General features: G+C 39.3%; 17 protein-coding genes. 8 read left to right on the top strand and 9 right to left on the bottom strand.

What is annotated here, in order from left to right:
* Positions 1-316, top strand: a 316-nt coding sequence (locus Q0192_RS02595; RefSeq protein WP_299285634.1) for a fibronectin type III-like domain-contianing protein, incomplete at its 5' end; no start/stop codon positions are given.
* A 146-nt stretch (positions 317-462) separates the two neighbouring features.
* Here Q0192_RS02595 and Q0192_RS02600 read toward each other — a convergent pair.
* The 3 genes from Q0192_RS02600 to Q0192_RS02610 all read right to left on the bottom strand — a co-directional run bounded on the left by Q0192_RS02600 (position 463) and on the right by Q0192_RS02610 (position 3,055).
* Complete coding sequence (locus Q0192_RS02600; protein WP_299285637.1) at positions 463-1,098, bottom strand: zeta toxin family protein; 636 nt, start codon at positions 1,096-1,098, stop codon at positions 463-465.
* The gene (locus tag Q0192_RS02605; protein WP_299285640.1) at positions 1,098-1,346 is read right to left on the bottom strand and encodes a hypothetical protein; all 249 of its coding nucleotides are present in this window, start codon (positions 1,344-1,346) and stop codon (positions 1,098-1,100) included. The genes Q0192_RS02600 and Q0192_RS02605 overlap by 1 nt, the downstream gene beginning before the upstream one ends.
* Positions 1,347-1,441: 95 nt before the next feature.
* Positions 1,442-3,055: a hypothetical protein gene (locus Q0192_RS02610; RefSeq protein ID WP_299285643.1), complete on the bottom strand. Its 1,614-nt coding sequence runs from the start codon at positions 3,053-3,055 to the stop codon at positions 1,442-1,444.
* Positions 3,056-3,119: 64 nt separating this feature from the next.
* Here Q0192_RS02610 and Q0192_RS02615 point away from each other — a divergent pair, with 64 nt between their 5' ends.
* The 4 genes from Q0192_RS02615 (at position 3,120) to Q0192_RS02630 (ending at position 7,371) form a co-directional block, all read left to right on the top strand.
* Positions 3,120-3,506 (top strand): DUF423 domain-containing protein, encoded by a 387-nt coding sequence (locus tag Q0192_RS02615; protein ID WP_299285646.1) that lies wholly within the window; start codon positions 3,120-3,122, stop codon positions 3,504-3,506.
* A complete protein-coding gene (priA, locus tag Q0192_RS02620; protein ID WP_299285649.1) occupies positions 3,503-5,992 on the top strand; it encodes a primosomal protein N' in 2,490 nt (829 codons plus the stop codon). Before Q0192_RS02615 ends, priA begins: the two co-directional genes overlap by 4 nt.
* A gap of 97 nt (positions 5,993-6,089) precedes the next feature.
* Positions 6,090-6,320 carry a hypothetical protein gene (locus Q0192_RS02625; RefSeq protein ID WP_299285652.1) on the top strand — a complete coding sequence of 77 codons (231 nt, stop codon included), beginning with the start codon at positions 6,090-6,092 and terminating at the stop codon, positions 6,318-6,320.
* 178 nt (positions 6,321-6,498) lie between these two features.
* Positions 6,499-7,371 carry an aldose 1-epimerase family protein gene (locus tag Q0192_RS02630; protein WP_299285655.1) on the top strand — a complete coding sequence of 291 codons (873 nt, stop codon included), beginning with the start codon at positions 6,499-6,501 and terminating at the stop codon, positions 7,369-7,371.
* 72 nt (positions 7,372-7,443) lie between these two features.
* Here Q0192_RS02630 and Q0192_RS02635 read toward each other — a convergent pair whose 3' ends face one another.
* Entirely contained in the window at positions 7,444-8,391 is a 948-nt protein-coding gene (locus tag Q0192_RS02635; RefSeq protein ID WP_299285658.1) for an MBL fold metallo-hydrolase, read from the bottom strand.
* A gap of 197 nt (positions 8,392-8,588) precedes the next feature.
* Between Q0192_RS02635 and Q0192_RS02640 the strand changes: the two genes are divergently transcribed.
* Positions 8,589-8,915 (top strand): hypothetical protein, encoded by a 327-nt coding sequence (locus Q0192_RS02640; RefSeq protein WP_299285661.1) that lies wholly within the window; start codon positions 8,589-8,591, stop codon positions 8,913-8,915.
* A gap of 84 nt (positions 8,916-8,999) precedes the next feature.
* Here Q0192_RS02640 and Q0192_RS02645 read toward each other — a convergent pair whose 3' ends face one another.
* The 3 genes from Q0192_RS02645 to Q0192_RS02655 form a co-directional block, all read right to left on the bottom strand.
* Positions 9,000-9,641: a DUF4412 domain-containing protein gene (locus Q0192_RS02645; RefSeq protein WP_299285664.1), complete on the bottom strand. Its 642-nt coding sequence runs from the start codon at positions 9,639-9,641 to the stop codon at positions 9,000-9,002.
* A 75-nt stretch (positions 9,642-9,716) separates the two neighbouring features.
* Positions 9,717-11,837 (bottom strand): ComEC/Rec2 family competence protein, encoded by a 2,121-nt coding sequence (locus tag Q0192_RS02650; protein ID WP_299285667.1) that lies wholly within the window; start codon positions 11,835-11,837, stop codon positions 9,717-9,719.
* Between the two features lie 2 nt (positions 11,838-11,839).
* Positions 11,840-13,888, bottom strand: a complete 2,049-nt coding sequence (locus Q0192_RS02655; RefSeq protein WP_299285670.1) for a hypothetical protein — start codon at positions 13,886-13,888, stop codon at positions 11,840-11,842.
* Between the two features lie 121 nt (positions 13,889-14,009).
* Between Q0192_RS02655 and Q0192_RS02660 the strand changes: the two genes are divergently transcribed.
* Positions 14,010-15,050, top strand: a complete 1,041-nt coding sequence (locus Q0192_RS02660; protein ID WP_299285673.1) for a metallophosphoesterase — start codon at positions 14,010-14,012, stop codon at positions 15,048-15,050.
* Positions 15,051-15,154: 104 nt separating this feature from the next.
* Here Q0192_RS02660 and Q0192_RS02665 read toward each other — a convergent pair whose 3' ends face one another.
* Positions 15,155-16,051: a diacylglycerol kinase family protein gene (locus Q0192_RS02665; RefSeq protein ID WP_299285676.1), complete on the bottom strand. Its 897-nt coding sequence runs from the start codon at positions 16,049-16,051 to the stop codon at positions 15,155-15,157.
* Positions 16,048-16,383: a MerR family transcriptional regulator gene (locus tag Q0192_RS02670; RefSeq protein WP_299285680.1), complete on the bottom strand. Its 336-nt coding sequence runs from the start codon at positions 16,381-16,383 to the stop codon at positions 16,048-16,050. The genes Q0192_RS02665 and Q0192_RS02670 overlap by 4 nt, the downstream gene beginning before the upstream one ends.
* 485 nt (positions 16,384-16,868) lie before the next feature.
* Between Q0192_RS02670 and alaS the strand changes: the two genes are divergently transcribed.
* A partial coding sequence (alaS, locus tag Q0192_RS02675; RefSeq protein WP_299285683.1) for an alanine--tRNA ligase occupies positions 16,869-19,216 on the top strand: 2,348 nt, incomplete at its 3' end.

Genomic DNA, 19,216 nt, shown 5'->3' on the forward strand with positions numbered 1-19,216 from the left:
CCAGCTTACCCTAACTATAAACAATACCGGAAAACAGGAAGGAGCGGAGGTGGTGCAATTATATATCCGGGATTTGGTAAGCTCGGTAACGCGCCCGGTTAAAGAGCTGAAAGCCTTTCAGCGGGTAAACTTAAAACCAGGTGAAACCAAAACATTGAATTTTAATATCACACCTGCAATGCTGGCTTTTTACAACATTGATATGAAGTATTTAGTTGAGCCGGGCCAGTTTGAGCTGATGGTAGGCACTTCTTCCCAGGATACAGATTTACAAAAAGTTTTGCTGACAGTTGCTGCCGATAAAATTAATCACTAAAAATAAGGATGCTTCTTTTATCGTATAAAAATTGGCATGTGTGTGTTCTGTGTCTTTTTAAGATAATAGAAAGTTTATAAATTTTAGGGGATAAAAGAAGCATCAAAAATGGCTAAAGTTTAACATTGTTTTTAACAACTTTAGCATTAGAACTTTGTAAAAGGTTCGGGACTTGTACCTGCATTCTTTTTAAAATCTTTATTAGAAGTGATAATCTGATAAGCATTTTTGCTTAACCGGTCTTTTTGAAAACTGTAGGAAGCAAATTTTTGCGGATATTCCAGATTGTTTGAATAGTAAGTGTCAAGCTCTCCTTTTTGGAAGCTCATAATCAACTGGTTTACTTCTCCAATTCCTGTGTAGATAAAATCAGACCTGTCAAAATAAAAAAAATAAATGGCTATATTTTTAAAGCTTTCGTTAAAATTGATGCTGACATTGCTTCCGGAAATGGTAATACCGCTTTGTTGTGTACCACGAGATGCAACCCTGCTTATTGATTGTTGGATACTGTCTAAAAATAATACAACTACTGAAGTTTGATAACCTGCATTTCTGGCCTCGTCAATTAAATCTTTAAATGATGCATCATTAAAAACAGTTTCAATTAAAACATTTTTACCTTTATAAATAGCCTTTTTAGCAAGGTCTTTTGTACGGCTTTTATACACATCAGTCATCAAAACCTCGAAATTTTCCAAGTCATTTAACCTTGTGCGGATAAAATTAGATTTGCCGGCAGCATTACATCCGGCCACAAAAATAAGTTCCGGCTTTTTCATCAACTATCCAATTTTTTGATAACCGTATCTTTTATTTCTATGGCTACATCGTTTTCATCGGTTATAATTTCTATTGTTACTAAAAATTTTTCGCCGGTTGGCAATTCTTTACGCCAATATCTGCCGTCTTCCTCAAATTGTGCGTAAAACGGGTTGCCCAGTTCAAAAGCACGTTGCCGGCCCAGTTCGTGCATTTTTCCCATGTTTTGCAAAAGTCGGTCAACAATCCAAGTTTGTTTTTCTTCCATTTGAACAAATTTTTAAAGCACTATCAAAGATACAAAAAACGGAAAATGCCGATGTTGAAATTTAGGTGGTAAAAGAAGCATCAGGTTTCAGGTTTTTACAAAGTTGTCGAATCACTTTTATTGGTTTCCAGTTTTTTTTGTCGAAGACAAAAGTTGGTGTAAAATTTATTTTCTGAAGCCGTAAACTGAAGTGCAGCCGCAAAATAATTGTTCCAGCCCATATTTTTTTGTCCGAATACTTTACTGAAACTGGGTTGCAGGTTTTTTTGTAGGTTTTGAACCGAGTTGGGCAGATGCACAAAAAACGAAACATTACTTTGCTCGGCCAGCAATTGGTCAAAATCATAATATTGCTGGTCTTCGCTCAAAAAATGCTGCTGGTGGTAATTTTCCAAGTAACGCTTCAAGCCGCTTTCAGAATTTGACAAGAACAGATAATTATCAATCAACACAAAAAAAGGTTGTTTAAAATGTGCAAAAGGTTCGCCCAAAAGGTAATAAGGCAGGTTTTCGTATTTAAAACGGGTTCGTTCGCTGTCCGGATCAACGCTGATGTTACGCAGAAAAGGTTCCAGTTCCGATCCGTTTTTTACTTTGATGACCGCAATTTTTTCACTTTCCGAAGTTGTTATCACGGCAAATTCCCTGTCCAATTGCTTTCGAAAAGCCGTTTTAATGGAAACGCCTGTTTCTGTTTTTATCTGGCTAAACAAAGCATTTGCTTTTTTAGATTGATGCACCTGGTTTTGCCAAGCATCAAATTCCTTTAAAAAACCTATCGGGTTCCCAAAAGCAAAACTCACGGCCGAAGCAGTGTTTGCCGGATAAATATTTTTCAGCGTGTTTTTTACCGGTTGCTGCTTCAAAAACAAATCCAGGTAGTTTGCTGCCGAAGTATCGCTTTGGGTGAAACCGTTAAACAGCAAAGCATCCGTTTTATAATTTAAGGTGAGTGCCGCACTGGCCGGAAAACCAGCCAAAAAACGAAAAAAATCATCGTTTTGGTTTCTAAAAAGTTGCTTAAACAAAACCGGGAAACGTTGATAATTGACATACAAATTGGCAATTGAGTTTTTATTTTGCTGGTCGGAAAGCTGCGTTAGGTTGGATACTTTGTTTTCCTTCCGTTCGTCTAAAAAGTTCAATAACAAAGCTTTGTTAAAACTTCCCGCCACAATACCGTCATTATAAGTTAAATAAAATGCTTCTTTTATGGCAGGAAAAGTAATATCGTGGATAGTTTTGCTGCCGATTGTTTCTGTTTCAAAAGCAGCATTAGAATTGATAATCAGTGCGTTCAACGTCTGTTGCAAATCTTTTGCGCCGTCGGCATTGATCAGCAGCAGCATATCCAAATTGCCGGAAGTAATTCCAGGATGCAGCGAAATAAAAATACTGCGGTTGTTAAAAGCAGCTTTTAAAGCAGGTTCTTTCATCAAATGCTGATGTAGGTATTGCAGCTCATTGGCCTTTTTTTGCCCGATAAAAGAAGTAAGTAAGGTGCTTTGCCTAAACAGGTCGTAAAATTCCGCGTCGTTTTTAAACTCAAAAACAAGTGTCGCATCTTCCGGGATTTGGTTAATAACGTTGGTTGTATTTTGCCCGGGAAGTTTAAGTTTGGCAAAATAAAACGCAGTAACCATTACGGCTGTTATAAATAAAAAAACCGCAATCAGGATAATCCGCCGCATCTCATCTGTTTGCAACAAAAATAGATTATTCCGGCTTTTGGTTTGAAGTATTTCTGCTTTTGTTTATATTTAAAAGTATATCATGAACAAACAAATTATTGTTACGGCCGCCATTTATGGTTTGTTGGCCGTTGTTACCGGCGCTTTTGGCGCCCATGCATTAAAAAATAAATTGGATGCCGGCCAGTTGGAAGTTTGGCATACGGCCGTGCAATACCAGTTTTACCACGTTTTTGCAATACTGTTTTTATCAACCTTAAATCCGCAGGGCAACAATCTGTTAGAATGGAGCTATTACTTTTTTAGTTTCGGTATCGTGCTGTTTTCCGGCTCACTTTATTTGCTGGCGACGAGGGATTTATTGGGAGCGGGTTGGATCAAATTTCTTGGCCCAATTACACCCTTGGGCGGTTTGCTTTTCATTTTAGGTTGGGTTACGCTTGGGTTAGGGGCGCTTAAAAAACTATGAGCCTGGATTTATCAGATTCTCTCCACGTTGAAAAGAAAACCATTTTCGCAGAGGTGATTTTACCTTTGCCCATCGCCAAAAATTATACGTACCGTGTCCCTTTTGACCGGGTAAAAGAAGTATCGGTAGGAAAACGCGTGGTGGTACAATTTGGCAGAAGCAAGATTTATACGGGCATTGTTTTGTCGCTTGGCGAAAGGGCGCCCGAAAAATACGAAGCCAAATATTTGATGGATATTTTGGATGACGAACCTTTGATCATTCCGCAGCAATTAGTTTTTTGGCAATGGATTTCCAACTATTACCTGTGCAATTTGGGCGAAGTGATGAACGCTGCTTTGCCTGCCGCTTTAAAGTTGGCCAGCGAAACGCAAATCACACTGAACAAAGAATATCCGTTTGATAAAACCGAACTGAACGATAAAGAATATTTGATTGTTGATGCGCTCCAAATTCAGCCCGAACTAAAAGTAAGCGAAGTAAGCAAACTGTTGGGGCAAAAAACGGTGATGCCGGTTTTGAAGCAATTGTTTAATAAAAACATCATCAACATTGCCGAAGAAGTGAACGAGCGTTACAAACCCAGAAAACGCTCTTTTTACAGCTTAAATCCTGCTTATCGAAACCAGGAACAACTGAAAGAATTGTTCGAAATGCTGGAAAAACGCGCGCCAAAACAATTGGACGCTGTGCTGGCCTTGCTGCAATTAGCCAAACAAAAACCACAAGTTACCAAAGCCGAACTTGAAGAAACGGCACAAGTAAGCGCCGCCGTTTTAAAAGCTTTGGTAGAAAAAGAAGTGTTTTTGTTGGAAGAGAAAATTGTGAGCCGTTTTTCTAACAGCGAAGACGGAACCGAAAGTACGTTTGAGCTGAACGAATATCAGGAAAAAGCTTTCCGCCAAATTAACCGGCAATTTGAACAAAAGGATGTGGTTTTGCTGCATGGCATTACTTCCTCCGGCAAAACCCAAATTTACGTGCGTTTGATTGAAGCGATGATCGAAAGTGGCAAACAAGTACTGTTTTTACTGCCCGAAATTGCGCTGACTACACACATCATCGAACGGTTACGGCAATATTTCGGCAACAAAATCGGCGTTTACCATTCGCGTTTTAATGACAATGAACGCGTGGAAGTTTGGAACAAGGTTTTAAACGGAGAATATCGCGTGGTGCTTGGCGCGCGTTCTTCGGTTTTTCTGCCTTTTAATAATTTGGGTTTGATTGTGGTGGATGAAGAGCACGAAAACTCATACAAACAATTTGATCCTGCGCCGCGCTACCACGCCCGCGATGCCGCTATTTTTCTAAGTACGTTGTACAAAGCCAAAGTTTTGCTGGGTTCGGCTACGCCTTCGCTCGAATCGTATTACAACGCGCAGCAGCACAAGTACGGTTTGGTAGAACTGAATGTACGTTATGGCGATGCCGTTTTGCCCGAAATCCAGGTGATCAGCATCCCAGAGGAAATGAAAAATAAAACCATGCAATCGCATTTTTCCAACGTTTTGATGCAAGATATTGAAGCCGCTTTGGAGAAAAAAGAGCAGTCAATTTTATTTCAAAACCGGCGTGGTTATGTGCCGCTTTTAATTTGCAAAACTTGTGGTTTTACATCCAAGTGTATCAATTGCGATGTAAGTTTAACCATGCACAAAAGTACCGGCAAATTGCATTGCCATTATTGCGGTTATAAAGATGATGTTTATTCTGTTTGTCCGGCCTGTGGTTCTGTTCACTTGGAACAAAAAGGTTACGGAACAGAAAAGATTGAAGATGAACTTTCGATCTTATTGCCAACGGCACGCATTGCAAGAATGGATTTGGATACCACGCGTTCTAAAATGTCTTTCCAAAATATTTTAAGTGATCTGGAAGATAAAAAAACCGATATTTTGGTTGGCACGCAAATGGTGGCCAAAGGTTTGGATTTTTCAGATGTAACTGTAATTGGAATTGTTAATGCCGATTCTTTGCTAAAGTTTCCTGATTTTCGTGCAAACGAACGCAGTTTCCAAATGCTGGCGCAAGTAAGCGGCAGGGCAGGGCGGCGCGGCAAAAAAGGCAAAGTTGTGATCCAAACTTACGATCCAAACCATCGCATTATTGACCAGGTTATCCGTAATGCTTATGCCGAAATGTACGAACTGGAAATGACCGAACGTTTGCAATTTAAGTATCCGCCATTTTATCGTGTCATTCAAATTGATGTGAAACACAAACATCCCGAAGCGCTGCAAAACCAGGCCGAATATTTAGGCAATGCTTTGAAAAAACAATTTGGCGACCGTGTAATCGGGCCAGAGTTTCCATTGATTGGCCGCATCCGCAATTATTATATCAAAACGATTATTTTAAAAGTAGAGAAAGAAGGGACTTCGATGGTTCGGGTGAAAAATATTTTGAAAGAAACAATTCTGCAATTTCAAACGGAGAAGATCAGTAAAGGCAATTTGGTTAGGGTGGACGTTGATCCTTATTGATGCTTCTTTTATCGGCATAAATTCAGTAAACTTTTGAAATTATAACTTAAATTTGTTTTAACTAAAATCTATATATTTGAATTTATAAATTAAACTTATGATAGCAATAGCAGGAACTTACCAAAATGGTATTGTAAAATTGGATCAAGAATTTCAGTCCAAAAAACCAGTAAAAGTTATCGTTACTTTTTTGGAAGATACGGAAAATTCTTCTGAAAAAAGGTTGACTTTGGATGATTTTTCTTTCGCTAAAAGCCAGGAGGCTTTAAAAGATTATAAAGGTTCATTTAGTGATACAGTGATCGAAGAAAGAAGAAGAGAACTGTGAGAATATTTTTAGATACTTCTTTTACCACATCAAATTTTGACTTTATTAAATCAATAAAAAATCAGATTTTCACAATGCTTCTTTTACCACCTAAAAATTATCAACCAAATTCCACTTTAAACAAATACGGCGTTTAGTAGGTTTAACAGAAATACTTTAACTAAAAGCTTATCTGTTTATGACTTCGATAGAAAACGAATATTTAAAAGTTACCTTCCGCACCAAAGGGGCAGAGCTAATTTCCATCTTTAACAAAGAAACGCAAACTGAACATTTGTGGCAGGCCGATCCTACTGTTTGGCCTTGGCATGCGCCAAATTTGTTTCCAATTGTGGGTGGCTTGAACAACAACGAACTGCAAGTTGACGGGCAATCTTATCAAATGAAGCGGCATGGTTTTGCCCGCGAATCGGAATTTGCTTTGGTAGATGCACAAGAAACGCACGCCAAGTTTTCGTTGCCTTTTAGCGAATTAACTTTGGCGGTTTATCCTTACCGTTTTGAGTTTCAAATTTTGTATGATTTGTTCGGCCATGATTTGCGGGTAACCTACAAAGTAATCAATCAGGATGACAAAACCATTTACTTTTCGATGGGCGCGCATCCGGCTTTTCATGTCCCGTTTTTCCCAAACGAACAATACGAGGATTATTACCTGGAATTTGAAACTTCGGAGCCTTTGTTAACGCATTTGCTTTCGGAAAAAGGTTTGATCAGCGGCGAAACGGAAATGGTTCCTTTACAAGATCAAAAACTTTGGCTAACAAAAAACTTGTTTGACCGTGATGCCTTGGTTTTCAAAAATATCATTTCAAAAAAAGTAAGCATCCACAGTAAAAATCACAACCACAGCTTGTCGGTTAGTTTCAAAGATTTTAAAGATCTGGGAATTTGGGCAAAACTGGGCGCCCCGTTTGTTTGCATCGAACCTTGGTTGGGTTATGCAGATACAGAAGGCCAAACCACTGACATCCAACAAAAACCAGGAATTGAAAGCGTTGGCCACGGCCATGTTTACGAAGCTGCTTTTACCATCAGCCTGAACAGTTAAATACCAATTTTTAGGGCATAAAAGAAGCATACCCTGTTTTATCAAGATATGCTTCTTTTATCGGTATAAATTTTACTTCTTATAAATCCCTACTACCACAGCAAACGCAATTAAAGCGGCTGCCCCAATTAAACTGGTGGTAATAACCGGGTTGTTTACCGCAGGCGGAACATATTTTACGCCTTCGATGTCAGTTTTCGCGGCTTCTTTTACATATCGGCCATGTTTTGGTACGGCTTCTTCTGCAAAATTCTTTCCTAAATGTTGCAAGGCTTTTTTAAACTCTTTTCCGATCATTGGCTTTCCGTGCCCGGTTGCAACAACTTGCGGGTGCAGGCCAATTAGTTTTCGTACCGAAACCCCAGCCGCCTTCCAATCACAAGTAAAGTATTTCGGCGGTCCGCTGATGATTTTTTTCTGTGTCATTACAGCAATTGCAGATTCCTGAACGGTAGTTACAAAAGCATCGCCGGCAATTAAAACATGATCGCTTTCCCGGAACAAAGAAATATGGCCGGGAGCGTGGCCGGGCGTAAAAATAATGCGCCAGCCAGGCAACCCGGGCGTGCCTTCTTCCGGGAAAGCCTGTACTTTTTCGCCCAGGTTCAAAGGTTTGTTCGGGAACAAAGGGGAAGTCAAACTCATCAAACCGCCGCCAACAAATGGGTCGGGCGGAGGATAAGCAGAAAGACCGGTTAAATAAGGCAGTTCCAAATCGTGTGCATAAACCGGCACGTCCCAAATCTTTAACAGTTCCGACAAACTTCCGCGGTGGTCAAAATGGCCGTGCGTTAAAATGATGTTTTCCGGTTTTGTCCCTTGCCCGAAAAGCGCTTGTATTTTGTGGGCCGAGTGTGGCAAACCTGCATCTACCAACACCCATTTTTTACTGTCCGGGCTGCCAGAGGCAACCATGTAAATATTTACGAATACAATTTTCATTCCCCAAACACCAGGCGCAACTTCAAAGTAGCCACTTTTGGTGTTTTTATCCGGATCAATGCTTTGTGTTTCAGTCATAATTATAGTTTTTATTGATTTGCTTTTTAACAAAAATCAGCACTTTAAGTTTTACGGTGCTTAATTAATAAGAAATAACCGAACCGGGAATTGAAGCCGGATTGGAAAACTTACAACTTAATTTTTGAAACAACGTAAAAACAAATGATTTGCTTTTCGCATTAATTTAACTCACATTTACCCAAATCAATTTAATTATGAAAAAGAAAGTTTATTTATTGACGACTGCTTTAATGCTGACATTTTCTGCAAGCCAGTTAAAAGCGGCCACCGTAATTACAGAACCTGCTGCAAAAGAAATTACTTTGACCGACGCACAAAAAGAAGCTAAACTGCAAGCGATCAAAACGCGTGTGGAAGAGATTAAAGCGATGGACAAATCGCAACTGAACAAAGAACAAAAACAAGAATTAAAATCAGAACTGAAAAGTATGAAAGCGCAGGCCCGCGGCTTGGGCGGCGGTATTTACCTTTCTGTTGGCGCCATCATCATCATCATTTTACTTTTGATCCTTATCTTGTAACAAATTAAATTTTGACCAATAACAAAAAAAGCCTGAAGGAATTTCCCTCAGGCTTTCTTGTTTTAAAACGATTTTTTAAAAAGCTTATCTTCCGCCACCCATCGACATTAATTCCTGTAAAGTTATCTTGTCAAAATCTTTTGGAATCCCAAATGTCCCGGGTTTAACTTTTTCTTCTGTAATAGATTTTAAAGTTATTTGTACCGTCTGGCCTCTTTGCATAACTGTAAATTTTACCGGGTAGCCACCTGCATTTGCAAAATATTTAGTTGAATTATTGGCAGGGACGGTAATATCATTGGTAACCCAAACATCAGTATTTGAACCGCTTTTGCTATCCTTGGCCAGCACTTTTTTGCAGTTATACCCCGAAATAGTTTGGGTTTCCGTTGTTGGTGTAAATGTATAATTTGGTTCCGTGTCTTTCATTTGCTCTATATCTGCAGGTGTTAAAACGGCCGCCTTTTTAATTGATGCAACCGGTACATCTACCAAAATTACCATATAATTACTTTTTACATTTGACAAAATATTGATACTGGCCGGCCCCATTTGAGATTGATAGGAGGAAGAGTCGCCCCTAAAGAAACTTTTGGCCTCGCCCTGTTGGCCGTTTGTACTTACATCGTAATTGATCACGCCTTCGGTAAAGCTTTTTTGTGCGCTTGCTGTAAAACCGATAGCGGTAAGGGTTAAAGCAAGTGCTGCGTTTTTGAAAATGTTCATGTTTAATTAATTTTTTATAAAGTAATCATTCTTTTTGTAAAGATGCAAGCTAAATTTTTATTTCTAATTGCAGCATTAATTTTGAAGGTTAGACTGCAATAGAAATGCTTTGTTACGTTTCAAAACAATTATTTTTCGGCCGTCGGCAGCCGCTTCTTCGGTTATTTTTTTGATAAAGTAATCGCCGTTGTCAGAAGCAACAACCAGCCGATCAAATATCAGGTTTTTAGAAATTTGGTTGAGGCCAATTTTAGGATTTTGGGTGATAAAAACAGCATCCACTTTTATTTTTTGCGGAAAAGATTGATGTTCGAAATCTTTATCGGCCACAAAAATCAATCTGTTTTTAAATTGGACTAACTTATTTTGCTTGCTAAAAACAGTATTGGCAAAGTTTTGATTTGGATTTAACAATTTAACTTGAGTGAGTTTACAACTATCCAAATAAGGCTGCATCGAATATTGAAAACTTTTGTCGGAAGTTTTTAAGTCTGTTAGCACAACTGCTTCGTTTCTAATTTTAAAAACAATACCGCAATTGCTACGCAAGTTTAAAAATACAATTTCATCTTGCTGTTGCGCTTGTATCTTTTTGTAAGAAAAAGACACTAAAAAAAGCACGATAAAAACAGTACCAACTTGCAGCAACAAAATTTTACGATGCACCAGCCAGGCAAACACACAAATAAGGATGCTATACAAAATCAAATATTCGGGAACCGTGATCCAAAGTTTGTTCCAACTGCCAAAAGGAAGATGCTCAATCCAACTTAAACCTTGGTTCATTCCAACAATACTTTTTTCCAAAACAAATGCAACCGGTTTTGCAATTATGGGAATATCAGGAACGAAAAGGAATGCAATTCCAATGTACATAATTAAGGCAGAAGGCAGCACGATAAACAAATTGCTTAGCAAAAAATAAACCGGAAACTGGTGAAAATAAAATACACTAATTGGAAAAGTGATCAATTGTGCCGCCAAAGAAACCGATAAAAGCGACCAAATTCTACGTACAAATTGGTGTTTAAATTGTAATAAGTTTTCGATGATCGGTTGCAAGATAATCAAACCAACAACAGCCAAATACGAAAGTTGAAAACCAACATCGGTGATAAAATTTGGATTGTACAACAGCAGCACAAAAGCCGAAACCAGCAAAATATTAAGCATGCTGATGTGCCGGTTATAAGTTTTTCCAATAATTACAAACGTAATCATTACGGCAGCACGGCAAACGGCAGGCGAAAAACCGGTAATCAAAGCATAAAGCCAAATCAGTAAAATGGATATGAATGCTTTGAGCAAAACACCGCTTCTTTTACGGTTTAAAAACCGAAGTAAAACGTTGATAATGAGATAAACCAACGCCACGTGCATCCCGGAAACGGAAAGTACATGTATCGTTCCGGTTTTAGAATAAGCTTGTAAAACATCGGCACTTAAATCTGCACGGTAACCTAAAATTAAAGTAGAAGCAACCGACAAGGCATCAGGATCACGCAAATATTTCTGATACTTTCGAACTAACTTTTTTCGGGTTAAAAGTGCATCAGCAATAATTGAGTTGCCCCGATTTGTAGCAATTAACTGGTATTGGTTTGGGTTAAGAAAAGTTTGAAAATAAATATTTTGGTGTTGCAGCCACAACTTGTAATTAAATTCGGACGGGTTAAAAGGCGCATCAACAAGTTTGTATTGATTTGGGATCAATAATTCATCACCATAATTAAAATTGTTTTTTTGCAAAGAATCCAATTTTAGCGCCACCAACAAACTTCCGGAAGACGCTAAAATTTTGCCATTAAAAGAAGTATGCGTAACCCAAGTATTAAACCGAACGATGTTGCCGGTTTGTTTTGGTTCTTGGATAATGGTAACGATTAAACTTGTTGCTTTTTGTTTAGAAAAGTGATTACGGTTGTTGATTTCTTTGTTTTTTTCGGCAATAAAAATCCCCAATAAAAACAAAAAAAAATGGATTAAAACGCCACCAATCCAAGCTTTACGGTAAATTTTCCAATCAGCATATTTCCAATTTAAAATACAAAAAGCAAATGCAATTATGAAAATGGCATTTAACAGGAAAGGCAAAACATTTCCAAATGAAAAAAGCACACCCAAAAAAATACCCGATAAAAGAGGCATCAGCAACAACACAAACGGGCTTTCGGCCACAAAAAAAGTATGTTTCATATTTAAAAACGATAACGAACTTGCACCCTCACTTCCGATTTTTTGTTGCCTTGTATTTCATCCAAACCAGAGCCAACTGTGGTTTCACCTTTGTACAAGTATGCACTGTACCTCAACCATAAATCAAAACTTTTTTTAAAAGAATATTGCAAGTTTGCATAAGTGCGGAAGCCGGTATGTTGCAAAGGCAAAACGGTGTAGCTGTACAAAACATCGTTTTCAAAAGAGTAAACACGGGAATCATAACTGGCAGTTTTAAACCAGACCAAACGGCAATTACCAGAAATTCGGCTTGTTTTTGGCCTGTACAACAAGTCCTGGTAAACCATCAAACCATATTCGGCAGCAGGCAAACCTTTTTGATATTTTACCACTTCGGCACGGTTTCGCAAAGTGATATTTTTGTTAATTGGATAGGAAATGTCCAAACGCCAATCCTGATATGAAACTTCGTCCAGCACTTTGATTTTTGCATTATCGTTGTTTTGTTGTTTCTGTTTAAAACGATAATTAAGATAGGCCACAAAGCGTTGCGTTGGCGAGTAAGTCAGCCTTCCCAATAACTCATAACCTTTGCTGTTGGGCTGGCTTACCTGGTATTTTAACCATGGAAATCGGAAAAAATCAGTATAAGCAGAAAAATTCCAACGGTGTAAAAACTTCCAATTTAAACCGCCGTAATAACCTTGCTCGTTTACAGCATTGGTTGCTTCAGAAAAAGCTTCGTTGAAAAAAGAGCGGTAACTTTTATTGTAATTTCGGTGTAACAAAACCAATGAAATATTGGACGAAAAGGAAGTTAAAACGCCGTTTACCGTAGCCGCGCCTCCGCCTAAACTTTTGGCCGTTTCTCCGAAGAAATAAAAATTGTGGTAACTGTAATCGTAATAAAAAGAAAGATTGTCTAACTCTTTTCCAACAAAATCATATTGATTGTAACTGTTGGCACGTCGTTGTAACGGGTATTCAAATTGTGTGCTGTAAGCTGTAATTCCGGTTTTTAAATTGCGTTTGTTGTAATCTAAATTAAAGCCATAAGTCAACTCGTTTGCTGCGTTTTTATTAGCCAATTCTGTCAAAGTCCGATGGTGACCGGTTGTGCCAAGCGAAGAAATGTATTTTGGGTTTGCCGAAGTTTGGACAGTTGCATCAATTGGTTGGTAAGAAACAAAAGGCGTAAATTCTACCGATTTGTATTTTAAAGTTGTGGCAAAACCTCTGAAATAATTAATCTCATTGGTAGAAGAATATGGTGTTAAACCGCGGGCAACTTTAGGAATTAAAGTGGCATCTGCATTTTTGCCAAAACTAAAACCGGTGTACAAACCCAAACCTTGTCCGAACTGCAAAGAATAATCGCCTACAACCAACTTGTTGATCAAACCAAAATTTTTAAAAGTCAGACTGGCCGAATAAAAATCAAAACCCGTACTGTTTTTACCGGTAAAAAATGGTTCCCCGGCATCTTTTTCCATGTTAAAATTGAATTGGATGCGGTTTTGAAAATCGAAACGGTAGCGGCCCAACAACTTTTGATTGTTGCCGGTATAATGTGAAAGTTTGGAATCTTTCGCAATCACAAAACCTTTTTGATCTTGCAACACTTCTCCATAACGAAAGATAAAATCGTGTTTGCCGTATTTGAAAACGTTTTTCAGGCTGATCAAATTAAAATCCAAATCAGCAGAAATGGTTACAAAAGGCAGCAGTTTTTGGATGGTTTCGAGGTCGAAAAGGTCAACACTTTGAAGTTCGAGCAGGTCAATCAATTTTCCATTATTGCGGATATGGTTTTGTAAAGCCGTTATTTGAAGTGCGGAAAGGAACAGCAAATCCTGCAATTGCGTGGTTGTAGCTTTGTTTAAGTTGAGCGGATGCTGGCGGTAATTGTTCAATTGGTTAACCAGTTCCGAATAGTCGTAATCGTCGGGCAGGTTTTCGGCGGCCGCTTCAATAATGGTTTCGATTTCCCGTTCCTGCGCCGTTTGTGCAGCAGCTATTTTTGCAAACAGCAGGAAAAATACAATAAGCAGCAGGCATTTATACTGCATTTATAAATATTAAAGCATTTGTAAAAGAGATAATTAACTCAATAGTATTAAAATTAATTAATAAGTAAACTATTATTGCAAATAATAATGATAAAATATTTACCGATAAAAACAGCACGACATGGCCAATACCGTTTTTGAAGTGATTTTAGTTGGAGATTCGGGTAATATTGCGCGTTACAGGCCGGATCCGTTGATGGAATTGCTGAAGCAGCATTTGCCCAATGCGCATCCTTCGGCCGTAATATTTTTGGGCGATAATGTTTACCCAAACGGTTTGCCCGAAAAAGGCGACCGGCTGCGTGCCGACGCAGAATTAGTACTTCAAAAACACCACGAAGCGGTAAAAAATTATGCCGGAAAAGTGATTTTTATTTCCGGGAACCACGATTGGAACAAAGGCAAAGACGATGGTTTTGATTATGTGATCCGGCAGGAAAAATACCTGGAAAAGTTGTTTGGCGGCGAGAACGTTTACCTGCCTTCCAACGGTTGTCCCGGGCCAAAAGAAGTTCCGGTCAATGATGGTTTAACGATTATCGCTATCAATACGCAGTGGTGGATACAGCGCGGTTTTCGGCCGATTGGTGCAAAAGATGGTTGTTCTGCCGGTTCGGAACAAGAGTTTTATGCGTTGTTGCAGGAGATGATTGATAGGAACATAAACAAAAAAGTGCTGGTGGTTGGCCATTATCCAATTTACAGTTACTCGTTGCATGGCGGCAAGTTTAAGTTCAAACACCACCTTTTTCCGTTAACTATTTACAAAAAAAAAGCTTTTATGCCGTTGCCGTTTGTGGGTTCGCTGCTGCCGCTTTACCGAAAATATATAGGCGCGCCGGAGGATTTATCCAACCTGCGTTTTCGGGAATTGCGCAAGAATTTAAAAGCTATTTTTGGCAAGCATCCCAACTTAATTTACGCCGCCGGGCACGAGCACAATTTGCAGCATATTTTTAAAAACCAGGTTGATTATATTGTAAGCGGTGCGGCTTCCAAATCCACTTATGTGCGCAAAGGCAAGTACGGCAAGTTTGCTTTGGCGGCCAAAGGTTTTTTTAAGCTGAGGTTTTCACCCGATCAAAAAACGGTGGTCGAAGCTTGGATTGTAGACGAATCAAATGCTCAGGGAAAAATGGTTTACCAAGCCGAACTGCATTGAGAAGAGCGATCAGCTTTCAGTAGTCAGCTATCGGCTATCAGCAATCGCCAGACAAAATTATAGGCGATAAAAGAAGCATGGTGATTTTGAAAAATTTAAACGCGCTAAGAAACAGCCGGTAAAAGAAGCTTGAGCGCTAAAGGCTGGATGCTGATTTCAATTTGCCTGATCCTGCCAATCACTTCGCCATCAACCTGCAGCACCATGCCTTTTTTATGGGTTATTTTTGCTGAACGGCAACTAATTACCTCAAAATATTCGCTGGTTTGCAAATTGCCGCGGAACATTTTAAAGGCCAGTGAAAATATTTTTAACAGCGGAAAACGTTTTACAATGCACAATTCAAACTTGCCGTCGTCAATAATTCCGGTTGGGTTGATGACGGCGCCGGTGCCATATTTGGAAGCGTTGGCAAAAGTGATGGAAACAGCTTTGCGTTTGATCGGTTTGCCATCATAAACAATTTGGAAACGCTTGCTACGGATCAGGAAAATTTCGCGCCACAAATGCCTGGCATAAGTGGACAAACCACGGCGCGGGTCTTGTTCAAAGCGTTTTACAATCCGCGCGTTTAAACCCACATCGGCCAAATGCACACAAGTAAAACAGTTGATTTGGAGCAAATCAATCGGCTTAATTTTATAATCAGCCAAAATATCATAAGCGGCCGCAATTTGGTTTGGAATAGCCAACTCTCGAGCCATGCCATTGGCCGAACCATAAGGCAAAATCATCACCGGCAAATCAAAATCGGGCGCAATTTTGGCAACGATGTTTAAGGTGCCATCGCCGCCGGCAGCGATTAAAAAATCAGGTTTAAAATTTTCAATTTCCTGCCGGATGTGTTTTTCGCACTCGTCATTTCCCATCCGGTAAACCTTGAAACGGAAGTTGTACTGGTGGCTTTTTTCTTCCAGTAAACGGTCAAAATGTTCATCGGCCCGCGCTCCCGAACGCGCATTGTAAACCACCAAAAAAGCGGAATTTTCGGGCAACTTCATAGCTGCTCTTTTACTTCCAACAGAAACTTTTTCAGGTTTTCCAACGATTGGATCACCTGTTGGCTTTCTTTCGCTTCGCTGCCGTTTTGTTTGAGGTAATCGCGCGCACCTTGCAAAGTAAAGCCACGGTCGTTGATCAAATTGAAAATGATTTTCAAATTTTCCACATCTTCGGGCGTAAACAAGCGGTTCCCTTTTTTATTTTTTTTAGGCTGAAGGATGTCAAATTCCTTTTCATAAAAACGGATCATTGATTGGTTTACATCAAACATGGCCGAAACTTCGCCCATGGTATAGTACAATTTATTGATGTCTCTCTCTTTGTAAGGCATGCGGTAAAGTTAATGGTTTGGCGGGAAGTTGAAAATGCTGTTTTTATCGGTCAAATTTCTTCTTGTGCGTTCTTTTGCTTGAACAAAAGAACCAAAATTCAAGAATGCCGAATCGCCTCCGGGCGGCATTCATCCCACCGCTCCTGGGTGGCTACCTGCAAACGTCTCTTTAAAGCGACCATTTGTTTTTTTAAATACTTCTTTTATCAACCATTTTTAAACTTTGCATAGACGATAGAAAGGTATGCACCCAGGTGCGGAAAGGCCCGACAAAACGCCCGGAGGTGATTCGTTTTGTCTTGATTTTTTGGTTCTTTTTGATCAAGCAAAAAGAACGAAAGGAAGGGCTGAAAGCCCGATTGAATAATTATGTGTGGTAAAAGAAGAAGCATGTATATTGAAGGTTGAAATTGCAATGTTCTGTAACTTTCTCTAAAACCCTATCTTTGCCACATAATTTTATACGATAAAAACAGCATCCCCCAATGTTAACTTCCTCCCAAATACGCCAGCAATTTTTAGATTTCTTCGCTTCCAAACAACACCAAATCGTTCCGTCAGCACCAATTGTAATTAAAAACGATCCGACGCTGATGTTTACCAATGCCGGCATGAACCAGTTTAAAAGTATTTTTTTGGGCGAAGAAACAGCCAAATTTCCAAGAGTTGCCGATACACAACGTTGTTTGCGCGTTTCCGGTAAGCACAATGATTTGGAGGAAGTGGGCATTGATACCTATCACCACACGATGTTTGAGATGCTGGGCAACTGGAGTTTCGGCGATTATTTTAAAAAAGAAGCCATCAACTGGAGTTGGGAATTATTGACCGATGTTTATAAAATAGATAAAGACCGCCTGTACGTAACCTATTTTGAAGGCGACGAAAAAGAAGGCCTGGAAAAAGACCAGGAAGCCTACGATTTGTGGAAACAGTTTTTGCCCGAAAGCCATATTTTGCCCGGAAATAAAAAAGATAACTTTTGGGAAATGGGCGAAACTGGACCTTGCGGACCGTGTTCCGAAATTCATTATGATAACAGGAGTGAGGAAGAGCGGGGAGCGGTGAGCGGTGCTACGTTGGTTAATGCCGATGATCCGCAGGTAATTGAAATCTGGAACAATGTTTTTATGCAGTTTAACCGTTTAAAAGATGGTTCGCTGCAACCGCTGCCCAACAAACATGTAGATACCGGAATGGGCTTTGAGCGTTTGGTGCGTGTTTTACAAGGTAAAAGTTCTAATTACGATACGGATGTTTTCCAGCCGCTGATTCAGTTTATTGCGGAGAAAAGTGGGAAAGTTTATGTTAGTGATGCTGTTCCAAAAGGCGAAGGTTGGAATGATGCTGTTGCAATGCGTGTAATGGCAGACCATATCCGTGCGATTGCATTTGCTATTGCTGATGGACAATTGCCCTCTAATAACAAAGCTGGTTATGTTATCCGCCGGATTTTACGAAGAGCTGTACGTTACGCTTATCAATACCTCAACTTTAAAGAACCTTTTTTAAACCAGTTGGTGCTTCTTTTATCGGAACAATTTAAAGATGTGTTTCCAAATTTGTATGAGCAGAAAGATTTTGTGCAGAAAGTCGTTTTGGAGGAAGAGATTTCATTTTTAAGGACGTTAGGGAATGGTTTAACACGATTTAATAATTATGCTGCACTTCAAAATCCATTGTCTAATATAAGACAAAATTCAGATTTTGATGGTATTACTTTTCCGAAAAAAGAAGTTGATTCTAAATTTGCCTTCTTACTTTACGATACTTATGGATTTCCTATCGATTTAACAGAGCTTATGGCTCGGGAAAATAGTTTGGATGTTGATCTGGAAGGTTTCGAGAAACTCCTCCAAGAACAAAAAACCCGTTCCCGCGCCGCAACAGCAATTAATACCGGAGATTGGATCAGCTTAAAAGAAGATGATACCGTACAATTTACCGGATATACCGAAACAGAAACCATTGCACATATTGTAAAATACCGGAAAGTTAAAGCCAAAGGAAAAGAACAGTTTCAATTGGTTTTAGATAAAACACCTTTTTATGCAGAAAGCGGCGGACAAGTTGGCGATACCGGCGATTTGATTTTCCCGGATGGAGAAATTATTGCAGTAACAGATACCAAAAAAGAAAACGGCTTAATTGTGCATTTTGTAGATCAACTGCCGGAAGATCCTTCGGATGTTTTAACGGCTTATGTTGATCCGGAAAGGAGGTTAAGTATCGAAAATAACCACTCGGCAACGCATTTGCTTCATGCCGCTTTGAAAGAAGTTTTAGGCGCGCATGTCAACCAAAAAGGTTCGTTAGTTAGTCCAGATTACTTGCGTTTTGATTTCTCGCATTTTGCTAAAGTTACGGATGAAGAAATTAGCAGGATAGAAACAGTAGTCAACCGAAAGATTCGGGAAAATGTAGGCGTAACCATTCAATCCATGTCTTTCGCAGAAGCTTCACAAACCGGCGCCATGGCTTTATTTGGCGAAAAATATGGCGATGTAGTACGCGTAGTAACGATGGACGAAAAGTTTTCCATCGAGCTTTGCGGCGGAACACATGTGCAAGCAACCGGACAAATTGGTTTTTTCCAGATTGTTTCTGAAACTGCGGTTGCAGCAGGCGTTCGGCGGATTGAAGCGATTACCGGAATTAAATCCGAAGAATTGATCCATCAGCAAAACGAAGAAATCCGTCAGCTAAAAGAATTGTTAAAAAATCCGAAAGATTTAACCAAAAGCCTGGAGCAATTGCTGGAAGAAAATGCTTCCCTTAAAAAAGAAGCAGAAAAAGCGGTGCTGGATAAAGTTGCTGTCATGAAAAAAGAACT

The organism is uncultured Mucilaginibacter sp. (assembly GCF_937859865.1).
Lineage (GTDB): Bacteria > Bacteroidota > Bacteroidia > Sphingobacteriales > Sphingobacteriaceae > Mucilaginibacter_A.

Bases quoted from the DNA above. Each gene is read 5' to 3' on its own strand.
- Q0192_RS02600 (WP_299285637.1), bottom strand. From the start codon at position 1,098: ATGAAAAAGCCGGAACTTATTTTTGTGGCCGGATGTAATGCTGCCGGC.
- Q0192_RS02605 (WP_299285640.1), bottom strand. From the start codon at position 1,346: ATGGAAGAAAAACAAACTTGGATTGTTGACCGACTTTTGCAAAACATG.
- Q0192_RS02615 (WP_299285646.1), top strand. From the start codon at position 3,120: ATGAACAAACAAATTATTGTTACGGCCGCCATTTATGGTTTGTTGGCC.
- priA (WP_299285649.1), top strand. From the start codon at position 3,503: ATGAGCCTGGATTTATCAGATTCTCTCCACGTTGAAAAGAAAACCATT.
- Q0192_RS02625 (WP_299285652.1), top strand. From the start codon at position 6,090: ATGATAGCAATAGCAGGAACTTACCAAAATGGTATTGTAAAATTGGAT.
- Q0192_RS02630 (WP_299285655.1), top strand. From the start codon at position 6,499: ATGACTTCGATAGAAAACGAATATTTAAAAGTTACCTTCCGCACCAAA.
- Q0192_RS02635 (WP_299285658.1), bottom strand. From the start codon at position 8,391: ATGACTGAAACACAAAGCATTGATCCGGATAAAAACACCAAAAGTGGC.
- Q0192_RS02640 (WP_299285661.1), top strand. From the start codon at position 8,589: ATGAAAAAGAAAGTTTATTTATTGACGACTGCTTTAATGCTGACATTT.
- Q0192_RS02645 (WP_299285664.1), bottom strand. From the start codon at position 9,641: ATGAACATTTTCAAAAACGCAGCACTTGCTTTAACCCTTACCGCTATC.
- Q0192_RS02650 (WP_299285667.1), bottom strand. From the start codon at position 11,837: ATGAAACATACTTTTTTTGTGGCCGAAAGCCCGTTTGTGTTGTTGCTG.
- Q0192_RS02655 (WP_299285670.1), bottom strand. From the start codon at position 13,888: ATGCAGTATAAATGCCTGCTGCTTATTGTATTTTTCCTGCTGTTTGCA.
- Q0192_RS02660 (WP_299285673.1), top strand. From the start codon at position 14,010: ATGGCCAATACCGTTTTTGAAGTGATTTTAGTTGGAGATTCGGGTAAT.
- Q0192_RS02665 (WP_299285676.1), bottom strand. From the start codon at position 16,051: ATGAAGTTGCCCGAAAATTCCGCTTTTTTGGTGGTTTACAATGCGCGT.
- Q0192_RS02670 (WP_299285680.1), bottom strand. From the start codon at position 16,383: ATGCCTTACAAAGAGAGAGACATCAATAAATTGTACTATACCATGGGC.